The organism is Pseudomonas sp. KB_12, assembly GCF_052114545.1.
GTDB classification, from domain to species: Bacteria; Pseudomonadota; Gammaproteobacteria; order Pseudomonadales; family Pseudomonadaceae; genus Aquipseudomonas; species Aquipseudomonas brassicacearum.
This window is the reverse complement of sequence record NZ_JBFREY010000012.1, coordinates 70,704-83,462: the sequence shown is the minus strand read 5'-3', so window position 1 is coordinate 83,462 and position 12,759 is coordinate 70,704. Positions and strand designations below refer to the sequence as shown.

Sequence of the window (12,759 nt, the reverse complement as noted above, 5' to 3'; positions counted from 1 at the left end):
ACTATGACAAGGCACTGTGCCATTAGTGTTTTTGTCGGGCCTTTTCCTTGGGGTTCTGCTTCAATGGCCATTGTCGACCCTTCAAGAAGACGAGCTCTGCCATGGAAATCTCAGGAAGTACCGCGTTCTATGCCGGTCTGAGCACGATTCAGACAGGGCAGAACCGTGTCGATCAGGCCTCCAGCCAGATCGCCAACAATACGATCGAGCGTTCGGTCACCAGCCAGTCGTCCGAAGTCCAGGTTGATCGCCTGCGGTCAGTGGATCGTAGTCAGCAGTCGGACCTGGCCAGTAACATGGTTGAACTGTCCCAAGGCAAGTTCCAGGTGCAACTGGGTGTTAACGTCGCCAAGGCATCCGACGAAATGCTTGGTACGTTGATCGATACCTTCGCCTGATCCTGCCCTTCAGATTCACGAAAACGCCGCGATTATTCGCGGCGTTCTTGTCTCTAACGTCTTATTGCTCAACTAATCTTTTCCTACGCGCATCGCGGATTCTTCAGCGCGATGGATTTCCCGTGTCCGACGTTTTTCTCAGGTTGATGACGAACGGCAAAAGATCGGCGCTTGACAAGATTTGGGCGTAAACGTATGTTTCAAACAACTGTTTGACCGCTACAACAAATCCACGCGGTCGTTCATTCCCGGTTACATCAGCAGAGGTTTATCGCTATGCCTGACTACAAGGCCCCCTTGCGTGATATTCGCTTCGTTCGTGACGAACTGCTTGGCTATGAAGCGCATTATCAGAGCCTACCGGCTTGCCAGGACGCAACTCCGGACATGGTTGACGCCATTCTCGAAGAAGGCGCCAAGTTTTGTGAGCAGGTGCTGGCGCCGCTGAACCGCGTGGGCGACATCGAAGGTTGCACCTGGAGCGAGTCCGGGGTGAAGACCCCAACGGGTTTCAAGGAAGCCTACAAGCAATTCGTCGAAGGTGGCTGGCCAAGCCTGGCCCACGACGTCGAGCACGGTGGTCAAGGCCTGCCGGAATCCCTGGGCCTGGCGGTCAGCGAGATGGTCGGTGAAGCCAACTGGTCGTGGGGCATGTACCCGGGCCTGTCCCATGGCGCGATGAATACGATTTCCGAGCACGGTACGCCCGAACAGCAAGAGGCTTACCTGACCAAGCTGGTTTCCGGCGAATGGACCGGCACCATGTGCCTGACCGAGCCACACTGCGGCACCGACCTGGGCATGCTGCGCACCAAGGCCGAGCCTCAGGCCGACGGTTCCTACAAGGTTTCCGGTACGAAGATCTTCATTTCGGCCGGCGAACACGACATGGCCGACAACATCGTCCACATTGTGCTGGCGCGCCTGCCGGACGCACCGGCTGGCACCAAGGGCATTTCGCTGTTCATCGTTCCCAAGTTCCTGCCTAACGCCGACGGCTCCATCGGCCAGCGCAACGCGGTGAGCTGCGGTTCCCTGGAACACAAGATGGGTATCCACGGCAACGCCACCTGCGTGATGAACTTCGACGCGGCCACCGGTTACCTGATCGGCCCGGCGAACAAAGGCCTGAACTGCATGTTCACCTTCATGAACACCGCACGCCTGGGTACCGCACTGCAAGGCCTGGCCCACGCCGAGATCGGTTTCCAGGGCGGCCTGAAATATGCCCGCGATCGTTTGCAAATGCGTTCCCTGACTGGCCCGAAAGCGCCAGACAAGGCCGCTGACCCGATCATCGTTCACCCTGACGTGCGTCGCATGCTGCTGACCATGAAGGCTTTCGCCGAGGGTAACCGGGCGATGGTCTACTTCACCGCCAAGCAGGTCGACATCGTCAAGTACGGCGTGGATGAAGAAGAGAAGAAAAAGGCCGATGCACTGCTGGCATTCATGACGCCGATCGCCAAGGCCTTCATGACCGAAGTCGGCTTCGAATCGGCCAACCACGGCGTGCAGATCTATGGCGGCCACGGCTTCATCGCCGAGTGGGGCATGGAGCAGAACGTTCGCGACAGCCGTATCTCGATGCTGTACGAAGGCACCACCGGCATCCAGGCCCTCGACTTGCTGGGCCGTAAAGTGCTGATGACCCAGGGCGAGGCACTCAAGGGCTTCACCAAGATCGTCCACAAGTTCTGCCAGGGCAACGAAGGCAACGACGCGATCAAGGAGTTCGTAGAACCCCTGGTTGCGCTGAACAAGGAATGGGGCGAGCTGACCATGAAGGTCGGTATGGCGGCCATGAAGGATCGCGAAGAAGTCGGCGCGGCATCGGTGGACTACCTGATGTACTCCGGTTACGCCTGCCTGGCCTATTTCTGGGCCGACATGGCGCGCCTTGCGGCGGAAAAACTCGCAGCCGGCACCACTGAAGAAGCCTTCTACACCGCCAAGCTGCAGACCGCGCGCTTCTACTTCCAGCGCATCCTGCCGCGTACCCGTACCCACGTGGCAACCATGCTGTCGGGCGCCAACAACCTGATGGACATGAAGGAAGAGGACTTCGCGCTGGGCTACTAAGCCTCACGCGGTTCTTCCAAAAGCCGCTGCTTCTTCGGGAGCAGCGGCTTTTTCATGTCTGCCACAAAATCTGTATCCACCGCAGGCCCTTGTGGGAGCGAGCTTGCTCGCGATGGCGTTTGTTCAGTCAGCACCTTCATGGCTGACGCACCGCTATCGCGAGCAAGCTCGCTCCCGCAGGGATCAACTAGGATCCTGAAACAATATTCATCCAACTCGACCCTAAGAAAACCGCCCCCTCTGCCGTTACAGCGATGGCAGTGTGACATCTGTCATATCTCGCGTGCCTTACTGCTCCTGTTGCGGGCACAATGCCATCTTTGATTAGCCGGGTCGGAGCTTTACCCTTGCCGCGTTCTTCCGCCGTACGTTTCAGCCATTTCCTACCGTCATTGCTGCTGTTGCTGGCGGGGCTTGCGGCTGCCTACGTCAAGGATCTCAACGTTTTCTTCACCTCGCTGTTCAACGTGCTCCCCACGTTGGTGTTGTTGCTGGGTGGGGCGTATTGCGCGGTCTACCGACGTCAACGTGAACTGTTTCTGATGGTCACGGTGTACATCGCCTATTTCCTGCTGGACACCCAGACTGACTTCTATCGCGATAACGGCAAGGTGCGCGAAGACGCGGCGGTGGTGTTCCATCTCGTTTGCTTGTTGTTGCCGCTGTTGTTCGGGGTGTTCGCCGCGTGGCAGGAGCGCACGCACTTGTTTCAGGACATGGTGGCGCGGTTCGCGGTGTTGCTGGTCTTTGGCAGCGTGGCGCTGGCCCTGGAGCAGAGTTTTCCCCAAGCCTTGCTGTTGTGGCTTTCGGAGATCCGCTGGCCGGCGTTGCACGGCGCCTGGATGAGCTTGATCCAATTGTCTTACCCGATGTTCGCCGCCGCGTTCCTGCTGCTGGCCTGGCAATATTGGCGCAACCCCCGGCCACTGCATGCTGCGCAATTGGTGGGGGTGCTGGGGTTGTTCTGGATGTTGCCGAAAACCTTCATCCTGCCGTTCACCCTGAACATCATGTGCAGCCAGGTGATGTTGATGATCGCCGCGGCGGTCGCCCATGAGGCCTATCAAATGGCCTTCCGTGACGAACTCACCGGCCTGCCAGGCCGTCGGGCACTGAACGAACGCATGCAGCGCCTGGGGCGCAACTATGTGTTGGCGATGAGCGACGTGGACCACTTCAAGAAATTCAACGACACCCACGGCCACGATGTGGGTGACCAGGTCCTGCGCCTGGTGGCCAGCAAATTATCGAAAATCGCCGGTGGCGGTAGGGCGTATCGCTACGGCGGTGAGGAATTTGCCCTGGTGTTCGCAGGCAAGACCATCGACGAGTGCATGCCCCATCTGGAAGTCATCCGCCAGTCCATCGAGACGTACGCCATCCAACTGCGCAACCCCGACAGTCGTCCCCAGGACGACCAACAAGGCCGTCAGCGCCGTTCTGGCGCCGGTGCGTCCAGCGTCTCGGTGACGGTCAGCATCGGCGTCGCGGAGCGCCTCGAGCAACGCACGCCTGAAGAAGTGCTCAAGTCCGCCGACCAGGCGCTGTATAACGCCAAGGGCGCGGGGCGTAACTGTGTGGTTGCCTTCGGCCAGAACCGCCGCGGCGCGGTGCGCATGGAAGCCGCCGCGGGTTGAGTGATGACGGCGCATTCAGCGTCTGGACTGTGATTGTGAGCCTGGGTGGCCGGCAGTAGGTTGCAACGATCTGCTACCGGAGAAAACCACCATGCCCGAGTACAAAGCCCCGCTGCGTGACATGCGCTTTCTGATCGATCACGTCTTCGATTTCCATGGCCGTTATGCCGAACTGGGCGCCAGCGATGCCAGCCCGGACATGGTTAGCGCGATCCTCGAAGAAGGTGCCAGGTTCTGTGAGAACGTGCTGGCGCCGCTCAATCGCTCCGGTGACGAAGAGGGTTGCCATTTCGACAACGGTGTAGTCACCACGCCTACGGGCTTCAAGCAGGCTTTCGCACAGTACGTGGAAGGCGGCTGGCATGGGCTGGCGGCGGACCCGGCGTATGGCGGCCAGGGCCTGCCCAGCTCCCTGGGCCTGGTCATCAGCGAGATGATCGGCTCCAGCAACACGTCCTGGGGCATGTACCCGGGCCTGACTCACGGCGCCATGTCGGCGATCCATGCCCACGGCACGGCAGAACAGAAACAGACCTACCTGAGTAAACTCACCGCCGGCCAGTGGACCGGCACCATGTGCCTGACCGAAGCCCACTGTGGCACCGACCTGGGCATCATCAAGACCCGCGCCGTGCCCCAGGCCGACGGCAGCCATGCGATCTCCGGCAGCAAGATCTTCATTTCCGCCGGCGAACACGACATGAGCGATAACATCATCCACCTGATGCTGGCCAAGTTGCCGGACGCCCCCGCCGGGACCAAAGGCATCTCGTTGTTCATCGTGCCCAAGTTCCTGCCCGACGCCAGGGGTGAGGCCGGGCCGCGCAATGGCGTGTCCTGTGGTTCGATCGAACACAAGATGGGCATCAAGGCATCGGCCACCTGCGTGCTGAATTTCGACGGGGCCAAGGGGTTCCTGATCGGCGAGCCGAACAAGGGCCTCAATTGCATGTTCACCATGATGAACCACGCCCGGCTCGGCACCGGCATGCAGGGCCTGTGTCTGGGCGAGGCGAGCTTCCAGGGCGCCATCAAATACGCCAACGACCGTTTGCAGATGCGCGCGCTGACCGGCCCCAAGGCGCCGGAAAAGGTCGCCGACCCGATCATCGTCCATCCCGATGTACGCAGGATGTTGCTGACCATGAAAGCCTTCAACGAAGGCAATCGGGCGCTGACGTATTTCACCGCGCAATTGCTCGATACCGCGCACCTGAGCCCGGACGAAACCGCCCGCCAGGAGGCCGAGGACCTGCTGGCGTTCCTCACCCCGATCTGCAAGGCCTTCATGACCGACACCGGGCTGGAGGTGACCAACCACGGCATGCAAGTGTTTGGCGGTCACGGCTTCATTCGTGAGTGGGGCATGGAGCAGTTGGTGCGAGATTGCCGCATCGCGCCGATCTACGAGGGCACCAATGGCATCCAGGCCCTGGATCTGCTGGGGCGCAAGGTGCTGGGCAGCCAGGGCAAGTTGTTGCGCGGTTTTACCCGGATCGTCCACAAATTCTGCGCCGCGAATGCCGGACATCCGCAGCTCAAGGATTACGTCGAGCAACTCGACGGGCTCAACCAGCAGTGGGGCGAACTGACCACCCGGGTCGGCATGGCTGCCATGAAGAATCCCGATGAAGTGGGGGCCGCCTCCGTGGATTACCTGATGTACAGCGGCTACATCATCCTGGCCTACCTGTGGTTGCGCATGGCCTTGGTGGCCCAGGCGCAACTCGACAGTGGCCAGGGTGATGGGGATTTCTGCCGGGGCAAGTTGGCGACGTGTGAGTTTTACTTCAAGCGCCTGTTGCCGCGCACGACCGCCCATCGGGCTGCCGTCGAGGCGGGGAGTGATTGCCTGATGAAGCTGCCGGCGGAGTTGTTTGCACTTTGATAGAGGGAATGCCAAAGATCGCAGGCTTCGCCAGCTCCTACATTGAAATGCGTATTCTCTGTAGGAGCTGGCGAAGCCTGCGATCTTTCATGGTGACTAAAAATAACAAAACAGTCATTAGTTGACCCTATGTGTCGCAAAAGTTGTTGAGGTACACTCAGGTCATTGCGAAAACCGTCTTTTACGAACCAACTGTTTAGATCCTGCGAGGTTTGCCATGGCTGACTACAAAGCGCCCCTGCGCGATATGCGCTTCGTCCTCAATGAAGTGTTCGAGGTCGCGAAACTCTGGGCCCAATTGCCGGCGCTGGCCGACACCGTGGATGCCGAAACGGTCGAAGCGATCCTTGAAGAAGCCGGCAAAGTCACCAGCAAAAGCATCGCGCCCCTCAGCCGCGCCGCTGACGAAGAAGGTTGCCACTGGGCCGACGGCGCCGTCACCACGCCGGCAGGTTTCCCACAGGCCTACAAGACTTACGCTGAAGGTGGTTGGGTCGGTGTCGGCGGTGACCCGGTGTACGGTGGCATGGGCATGCCCAAGGCCGTTTCGGCCCAGGTCGAGGAAATGGTCAACTCCGCCAGCCTGTCCTTCGGTTTGTACCCGATGCTGACCGCCGGCGCCTGCCTGTCGATCAATGCCCACGCCAGCGAAGAACTGAAAGCGGCATACCTGCCGAACATGTACGCCGGCGTCTGGGCCGGTTCCATGTGCCTGACCGAGCCCCACGCCGGTACGGACCTGGGGATCATCCGCACCAAGGCCGAACCCCAGGCCGACGGTTCCTACAAGGTCAGCGGCACGAAGATTTTCATCACTGGCGGCGAACACGACCTCACCGAGAACATCATTCACCTGGTGCTGGCGAAACTGCCGGACGCGCCGGCAGGCCCCAAGGGCATCTCGCTGTTCCTGGTGCCCAAGTTCATGGTCAATGCCGACGGCAGCCTGGGCGCGCGCAACGCGGCCAACTGCGGCTCGATCGAACACAAGATGGGCATCCAGGCATCCGCCACCTGCGTGATGAACTTCGACGAAGCCGTGGGTTATCTGGTGGGCGAGCCGAACAAGGGCCTGGCGGCGATGTTCACCATGATGAACTACGAGCGCCTGGGCGTCGGTATCCAGGGCCTGGCCTCCGGTGAGCGTTCCTACCAGAACGCCATCGAATATGCCCGTGACCGCCTGCAAAGCCGCTCGCCAACCGGTGCGCAGAACAAGGACAAGGTCGCTGACCCGATCATCGTCCACCCCGACGTGCGTCGGATGCTGTTGACCATGAAAGCCTCGAACGAAGGCGGCCGGGCCTTTTCCACCTACGTGGCGATGCAACTGGATACCGCCAAGTTCAGCGAAGACCCAGTCACGCGCAAGCGCGCCGAGGACCTGGTGGCATTGCTGACGCCGGTGGCGAAGGCCTTCCTGACCGACCTGGGCCTGGAAACCACCGTTCATGGTCAACAGGTGTTCGGCGGCCACGGTTACATTCGTGAATGGGGCCAGGAGCAACTGGTGCGCGATGTGCGTATCACCCAGATCTACGAAGGCACCAACGGTATCCAGGCGCTGGACCTGGTGGGGCGCAAGATCGTCGGCAGCGGCGGTGCGTTCTACAAGTTGTTTGCCGATGAAATCCGTCACTTCACGGCCACCGCGAACAGCGATCTGGCGGAGTTCATCAAGCCGTTGAACAGCGCTGTCGACTCGCTGGACGAGTTGACCGACTGGCTGTTGGACCGGGCGAAAAGCAACCCGAATGAAATCGGCGCGGCCTCGGTGGAGTATCTCCAGGCGTTTGGCTACACCGCGTATGCCTACATGTGGGCGCTGATGGCCAGGGCGGCCTTGGGCAAAGAAAGCCAGGATGATTTCTACGCGAGCAAACTGGGCACGGCGCGGTTCTATTTCGCCCGCCTGCTGCCGCGTATTCATTCCTTGAGCGCTTCGGTCAAGGCGGGCAGCGAGTCGCTGTTCCTGCTGGAAGCCGGCCAGTTCTGAAATCATGACGATGTGTAAGCATTAGCTTACACATCGTGCTGGCGTTTTCCCTCTATCGGCGAATTGGATCCAGGGCTAATCTAGCTTCCATGGATGTAGCGCAGGACGCGCAAAGTAACAACACGGACACGTAGGATTCTGCCAGGACGGCAGAGTGAAATGGATGTCAGGGAAACAGTCTGCAAAGCCCCGCTTCGGCGGGGTTTTCTTTTGCCTGCGTTTTTTGTTCCTGGCAGGCGCCCTCCATCGAGGCTGCTTCTGGTTGCGTTTCACTGAACCCTGGCGAGCGGCCTGGGGTCAATGAGCTATATGGCAATTTGGCCATCGTCGATCAGGAGTCATCCATGGATTTCATTCGCATCATTATCGCCATCCTGCTGCCGCCACTGGGGGTGTTCCTGCAGGTCGGCTTCGGCGGGGCTTTCTGGCTGAATATCCTGCTGACGCTGCTGGGTTATATCCCTGGCATCGTGCATGCGGTGTACATCATCGCCAAGCGCTGAGAACCTGGCGCGAATTTAAAGATTTGTTGGGAGCCCTGTGGGAGCGAGCCTGCTCGCTCCCACATTGGTTTGGCATCTCCCTATGTGGGGCCATCCATCACCTTGCGATAGAACAACCACTCATGCTCCAGCGCATGGGCCTGGTTCGCGGCCTTGCGAAAACCGTGGCGCTCATCGGGATAGTAGTGCGCCTCGACCGCCACGCCGTTGGCCTGTAAAGCACTGACCATGTCGCGGGTTTGCTGCGGTACGACCACCACGTCCAGTTCACCCTGGAAAAAGATCACCGGCACATGGATGTTCCCGGCGTGCAGCAGTGGGGTGCGGGCGTGGTAGCGTTCGACGTCCTGTTGCGGATCGCCGATCAGCCAGTCCAGATAATCACCTTCGAACTTGTGCGTAGCACGGGCCAGGGCGACAGGATCGCTCACGCCATAGAGGCTGGCGCCGGCCCGGAATACATCATGGAATGCCAGGGCACAGAGGGTCGTGTAGCCACCGGCACTGCCACCGCGAATGAACGCACGTCGGCCATCGACCAGGCCTTGTTCGTCCAGATACGCGACCACCGCGCAGGCGTCCTCGACATCCACCACGCCCCAATTCAGATGCAACGCCTGCCGATAGGCCCGGCCATAGCCGCTGCTGCCGCGGTAGTTGAGATCGGCGACGGCAAAGCCTCGCTGGGTCCAATACTGGATACGCGGGTCGAACAAGGGATAACAGGCCGAGGTGGGGCCGCCGTGAATGAACACCACCAAGGGCGGCTTTGCGGGTGCGTTCATGGCCGGGTAAAAGAACCCGTGGGCCTCGCCTGACGCGGATGGATAGCGCAGGGTGCGAGGACGGCTGATCTGTTCGACGGGCAAGGGCGTGACGCCGCCGGCCAGCACGGCCACTTCGTGGCTATGCCGCTCAATGGTAATGACCGCCGATGGGCGGGTCGGCGAGGCTGCAACGGCGTAGATGAACCGCTCATCCAGCGCCAGGCTGCGAAAGCGGGTGTAGGTGCCGGTGAAGTCCTCATCGGCATCGTCACCGTGACACAGGCCCAAGCGCCCGAAACCCGCTTCGGTCCAACTGGCCAGGTACGTGTGTTCGCCCAGCGGCAGCCAGGTGCAGCCACCCAGTTGCCACGGCGCTGGGGCGTGATCGGCTTGGGCGGCAGGCAGTGGTTCCAGGCCCTGGGCCGACTCCAGCCAAGGCTGCCAATAACCACCGCGATCAGTCAGGCAATAAAGACGACTGGCCGCATCGAAGCGCGGTTGCTGGATGGACTCTTCTTCACCGTTGCCCGCGACACAGCGCGGCGCACCCCAACCCGTAGCGTTGCGCTCGGCCAGCATCAAGCGCGTTGCGGTCCAGGGTTGATGCGGACGGCTCCACTCTATCCAGGCGAGCCGCTGACCGTCCGGGCTTACGGTGGGTGATGCGTAGAAATCTGCACCTTCGGCCAACAGATGTCGCTGATGATCCACCAGCCCGATCGACACCAGGCGATGCTGGTTGGCCTGTTCTTCCACCGCCAATACCTGGCCGTCGGCGAAGCTCAGATCCCCATAACGGCAGTCACCCGAGGTCAGCGCTATGGGGCGTTCGTCGTTCAGGGATTGGTGGTACAGCTGCTGGTCAGCCTCATTGACGAACAGCACACCGTCATGGCTCAGGCAGAATGATCCACCGCCATATTCATAGACCCGGCTGCGCGCGCTGAACCCGTCCGGTGTCAGGCAGCGAGGCATGGCGTCTTGCCAATGCCAGATCCGGCAGGCACCGTCTGCGGGGCGGTATTCATTCCAGAACAGGCCCAAAGGCCCGAGCTGCAGTTCGGCGAAGTCGGTGCCGGCGGCAACGGCCTGGGCGGCGCTGAAAGGCTCAGCCTTTGGTGATGAGGCGCGAGTTTCGTTCATTGCGAAAGGCCAATTGTTCGATGGTTTGCGTGGCGTGCTCGGCGTCTTCCCGCGCCTTGAGAATCACACCGTGATGTTCGGACTTGCTGCACACAGGGTCGGCGTTGCTGGCGTCGCCTGTGAGCATGAACGCCTGGCAGCGGCAGCCGCCGAAGTCCTTTTCCTTTTCATCGCAGGAGCGGCACGGCTCGGGCATCCAGTCATAACCGCGGAAGCGGTTGAAGCCGAACGAGTCGTACCAGATGTGCTGCATGCTGTGGTCGCGCACGTTGGGAAACTGCACCGGCAGCTGGCGGGCACCGTGACAGGGCAATGCCGTGCCGTCCGGCGTGACGGTGAGGAAAATGCTGCCCCAGCCGTTCATGCAGCCCTTGGGGCGTTCTTCATAGTAGTCCGGTGTGACGAAGATCAGCTTGCACGGATTGCCTTGCGCTTGCAGCTTGGCGCGGTACTCGTTGGTGACACGCTCGGCGCGTACCAGTTGCTCCCGGGTGGGCAGCAGGCCGACGCGGTTGAGCTGCGCCCAGCCGTAGAACTGGCACGTGGCGAGCTCGACGAAGTCGGCCTCCAGGGCGATGCACAGCTCGATGATGCGATCGATCTTGTCGATGTTGTGCCGATGGGTCACGAAGTTCAGCACCATCGGATAGCCGTGGGCCTTCACCGCCCGGGCCATTTCCAGTTTTTGCGCGAAGGCTTTCTTAGAGCCGGCCAGGAGGTTGTTCACCTGTTCGTCGCTGGCCTGGAAGCTGATCTGGATATGGTCCAGGCCGGCCTTTTTGAAGTCGCTGATTTTCTGTTCGGTCAAGCCGATGCCAGAGGTGATCAGGTTGGTATAGAAACCCAGCTTGCGCGCCTCGCCGATCAACTCGGCGAGGTCCTGGCGCACCAACGGCTCGCCGCCGGAAAAACCCAGCTGTGCGGCGCCCATCTCGCGGGCTTCGCGAAAGACCTTGAACCATTGCTCGGTGCTCAGCTCCTTGCCTTGCTCGGCAAAGTCCAGCGGGTTGGAGCAGTACGGGCATTGCAGCGGGCAACGATAGGTCAGCTCCGCCAGCAACCACAGCGGCAAGCCGACTTCAGGCTTGGGCGGCAGACCGGTGCTCTCAGGCAAGTTCGATCCAGTGCTGTGCACGGGCGACCTCCATGAATTGCTCGATGTCGTCACCGAGTTCCGGCACGTCGGGAAATTGCTTCGCCAACTCGCCGATGATGGCCGCGACATCCCGTTCACCATCGATCAGGTCACCGATCAGCGCAGCGCTGTCGTTCAGCTTGATCATGCCTTCAGGATAGAGCAGCACGTGGCCTTTCTGGGCCGGTTCGTACTGGAAACGATAGCCGGGGCGCCAGCGCGGGGTTTTGCTGCGGTCGAAACTCATAAGGTGATCCCTTTGTGCCACACCCGTTGCCCGGTCACGCTGTGATAGGGCGGGCGGTTCAATTCGTAGGCCATGCTCATGGCATCGAGCATGCTCCAGAGGATGTCCAGCTTGAATTGGAGAATCTCCAGCATGCGCTCCTGACCTTGGCGGGTGGTGTAGTGCTGCAAAGTGATCGCCAGGCCATGTTCTACATCACGCCGGGCCTGGCCCAGGCGGGTGCGGAAGTACTCATAGCCGGTCGGGTCGATCCATGGGTAATGCTGGGGCCAACTGTCCAGGCGCGACTGGTGGATCTGTGGGGCGAACAGTTCGGTCAACGAGCTGCTGGCGGCTTCCTGCCAGCAGGCCCGGCGGGCGAAGTTGACATAGGCATCCACGGCGAAACGCACACCGGGCAGCACCAACTCCTGGGAGCGCAGTTGATCGGGGTCCAGGCCCACCGCCTGGCCCAGCCGCAACCAGGCTTCGATGCCGCCGTCTTCGCCGGGAGCGCCGTCATGGTCGAGCAGGCGCTGGATCCACTCGCGGCGGATTTCCCGGTCAGGGCAGTTGGCCAGGATCGCGGCATCCTTGAGCGGGATGTTCACCTGATAGTAGAAACGGTTCGCGACCCAGCCCTGGATCTGCTCGCGAGTCGCGCGGCCTTCATACATCGCCACGTGATACGGGTGATGGATGTGGTAATACGCGCCCTTGGCACGCAGGGCGGCTTCGAACTCGGCGGGGGACAGGGGGGTGTCAGTCATTTTGGTTCTCCGGGAAATGCCCGTGGGTTCTGTGGCGTCAGGGCTGGCCCCATCGTCGGATCGCCGCCCGGAGCAAGCTCGCTCCCACAGTAGTTCGAGTTGCATTGGATATCTGATTCACAGCAAAACCAGTGTGGGAGCGAGCTTGCTCGCGATGGGGCCTGTCCAGCTGGATCATGCCTGGCTGACACACCACAACTTCACCCCCACAATC

10 protein-coding genes are annotated in these 12,759 nt (G+C 60.8%); 6 read left to right on the top strand and 4 right to left on the bottom strand.

Features of this window, described 5'->3' with window-relative positions:
• Positions 1–101: 101 nt before the first annotated feature.
• The 6 genes from AB4Z20_RS12255 (at position 102) to AB4Z20_RS12230 (ending at position 8,504) form a co-directional block, all read left to right on the top strand.
• The gene (locus AB4Z20_RS12255; protein WP_214509874.1) at positions 102–398 is read left to right on the top strand and encodes a pyrroloquinoline quinone biosynthesis protein PqqE; all 297 of its coding nucleotides are present in this window, start codon (positions 102–104) and stop codon (positions 396–398) included.
• Between the two features lie 276 nt (positions 399–674).
• Complete coding sequence (locus tag AB4Z20_RS12250) at positions 675–2,480, top strand: phenylacyl-CoA dehydrogenase (RefSeq protein ID WP_253469988.1); 1,806 nt, start codon at positions 675–677, stop codon at positions 2,478–2,480.
• 347 nt (positions 2,481–2,827) lie between these two features.
• Positions 2,828–4,117: a GGDEF domain-containing protein gene (locus tag AB4Z20_RS12245; protein ID WP_258689552.1), complete on the top strand. Its 1,290-nt coding sequence runs from the start codon at positions 2,828–2,830 to the stop codon at positions 4,115–4,117.
• Positions 4,118–4,208: 91 nt separating this feature from the next.
• Complete coding sequence (locus tag AB4Z20_RS12240) at positions 4,209–6,005, top strand: acyl-CoA dehydrogenase C-terminal domain-containing protein (RefSeq protein WP_442089975.1); 1,797 nt, start codon at positions 4,209–4,211, stop codon at positions 6,003–6,005.
• 217 nt (positions 6,006–6,222) lie between these two features.
• The gene (locus tag AB4Z20_RS12235; RefSeq protein ID WP_258689550.1) at positions 6,223–8,001 is read left to right on the top strand and encodes an acyl-CoA dehydrogenase C-terminal domain-containing protein; all 1,779 of its coding nucleotides are present in this window, start codon (positions 6,223–6,225) and stop codon (positions 7,999–8,001) included.
• Between the two features lie 344 nt (positions 8,002–8,345).
• Entirely contained in the window at positions 8,346–8,504 is a 159-nt protein-coding gene (locus AB4Z20_RS12230; protein WP_003177654.1) for a YqaE/Pmp3 family membrane protein, read from the top strand.
• Positions 8,505–8,584: 80 nt separating this feature from the next.
• Here the strand turns inward: AB4Z20_RS12230 and AB4Z20_RS12225 are convergent, their stop codons facing one another.
• Genes AB4Z20_RS12225 through pqqC form a run of 4 tightly spaced genes read right to left on the bottom strand, consistent with a single transcriptional unit; the run spans position 8,585 to position 12,545 of the window.
• A complete protein-coding gene (locus tag AB4Z20_RS12225) occupies positions 8,585–10,414 on the bottom strand; it encodes a prolyl oligopeptidase family serine peptidase (protein WP_442089973.1) in 1,830 nt (609 codons plus the stop codon).
• Positions 10,380–11,549, bottom strand: a complete 1,170-nt coding sequence (pqqE, locus tag AB4Z20_RS12220) for a pyrroloquinoline quinone biosynthesis protein PqqE (protein ID WP_253469973.1) — start codon at positions 11,547–11,549, stop codon at positions 10,380–10,382. Before pqqE ends, AB4Z20_RS12225 begins: the two co-directional genes overlap by 35 nt.
• Positions 11,521–11,796, bottom strand: a complete 276-nt coding sequence (gene pqqD / locus AB4Z20_RS12215; protein ID WP_258689547.1) for a pyrroloquinoline quinone biosynthesis peptide chaperone PqqD — start codon at positions 11,794–11,796, stop codon at positions 11,521–11,523. Before pqqD ends, pqqE begins: the two co-directional genes overlap by 29 nt.
• The gene (pqqC, locus tag AB4Z20_RS12210; RefSeq protein ID WP_253469969.1) at positions 11,793–12,545 is read right to left on the bottom strand and encodes a pyrroloquinoline-quinone synthase PqqC; all 753 of its coding nucleotides are present in this window, start codon (positions 12,543–12,545) and stop codon (positions 11,793–11,795) included. The genes pqqD and pqqC overlap by 4 nt, the downstream gene beginning before the upstream one ends.
• Positions 12,546–12,759: the final 214 nt, after the last annotated feature.

Excerpts from the sequence above, each read along its gene's own strand:
- AB4Z20_RS12255 (WP_214509874.1), top strand. The coding sequence starts at position 102 with ATGGAAATCTCAGGAAGTACCGCGTTCTATGCCGGTCTGAGCACGATT.
- AB4Z20_RS12250 (WP_253469988.1), top strand. The coding sequence starts at position 675 with ATGCCTGACTACAAGGCCCCCTTGCGTGATATTCGCTTCGTTCGTGAC.
- AB4Z20_RS12240 (WP_442089975.1), top strand. The coding sequence starts at position 4,209 with ATGCCCGAGTACAAAGCCCCGCTGCGTGACATGCGCTTTCTGATCGAT.
- AB4Z20_RS12235 (WP_258689550.1), top strand. The coding sequence starts at position 6,223 with ATGGCTGACTACAAAGCGCCCCTGCGCGATATGCGCTTCGTCCTCAAT.
- AB4Z20_RS12230 (WP_003177654.1), top strand. The coding sequence starts at position 8,346 with ATGGATTTCATTCGCATCATTATCGCCATCCTGCTGCCGCCACTGGGG.
- AB4Z20_RS12225 (WP_442089973.1), bottom strand. The coding sequence starts at position 10,414 with ATGAACGAAACTCGCGCCTCATCACCAAAGGCTGAGCCTTTCAGCGCC.
- pqqD (WP_258689547.1), bottom strand. The coding sequence starts at position 11,796 with ATGAGTTTCGACCGCAGCAAAACCCCGCGCTGGCGCCCCGGCTATCGT.
- pqqC (WP_253469969.1), bottom strand. The coding sequence starts at position 12,545 with ATGACTGACACCCCCCTGTCCCCCGCCGAGTTCGAAGCCGCCCTGCGT.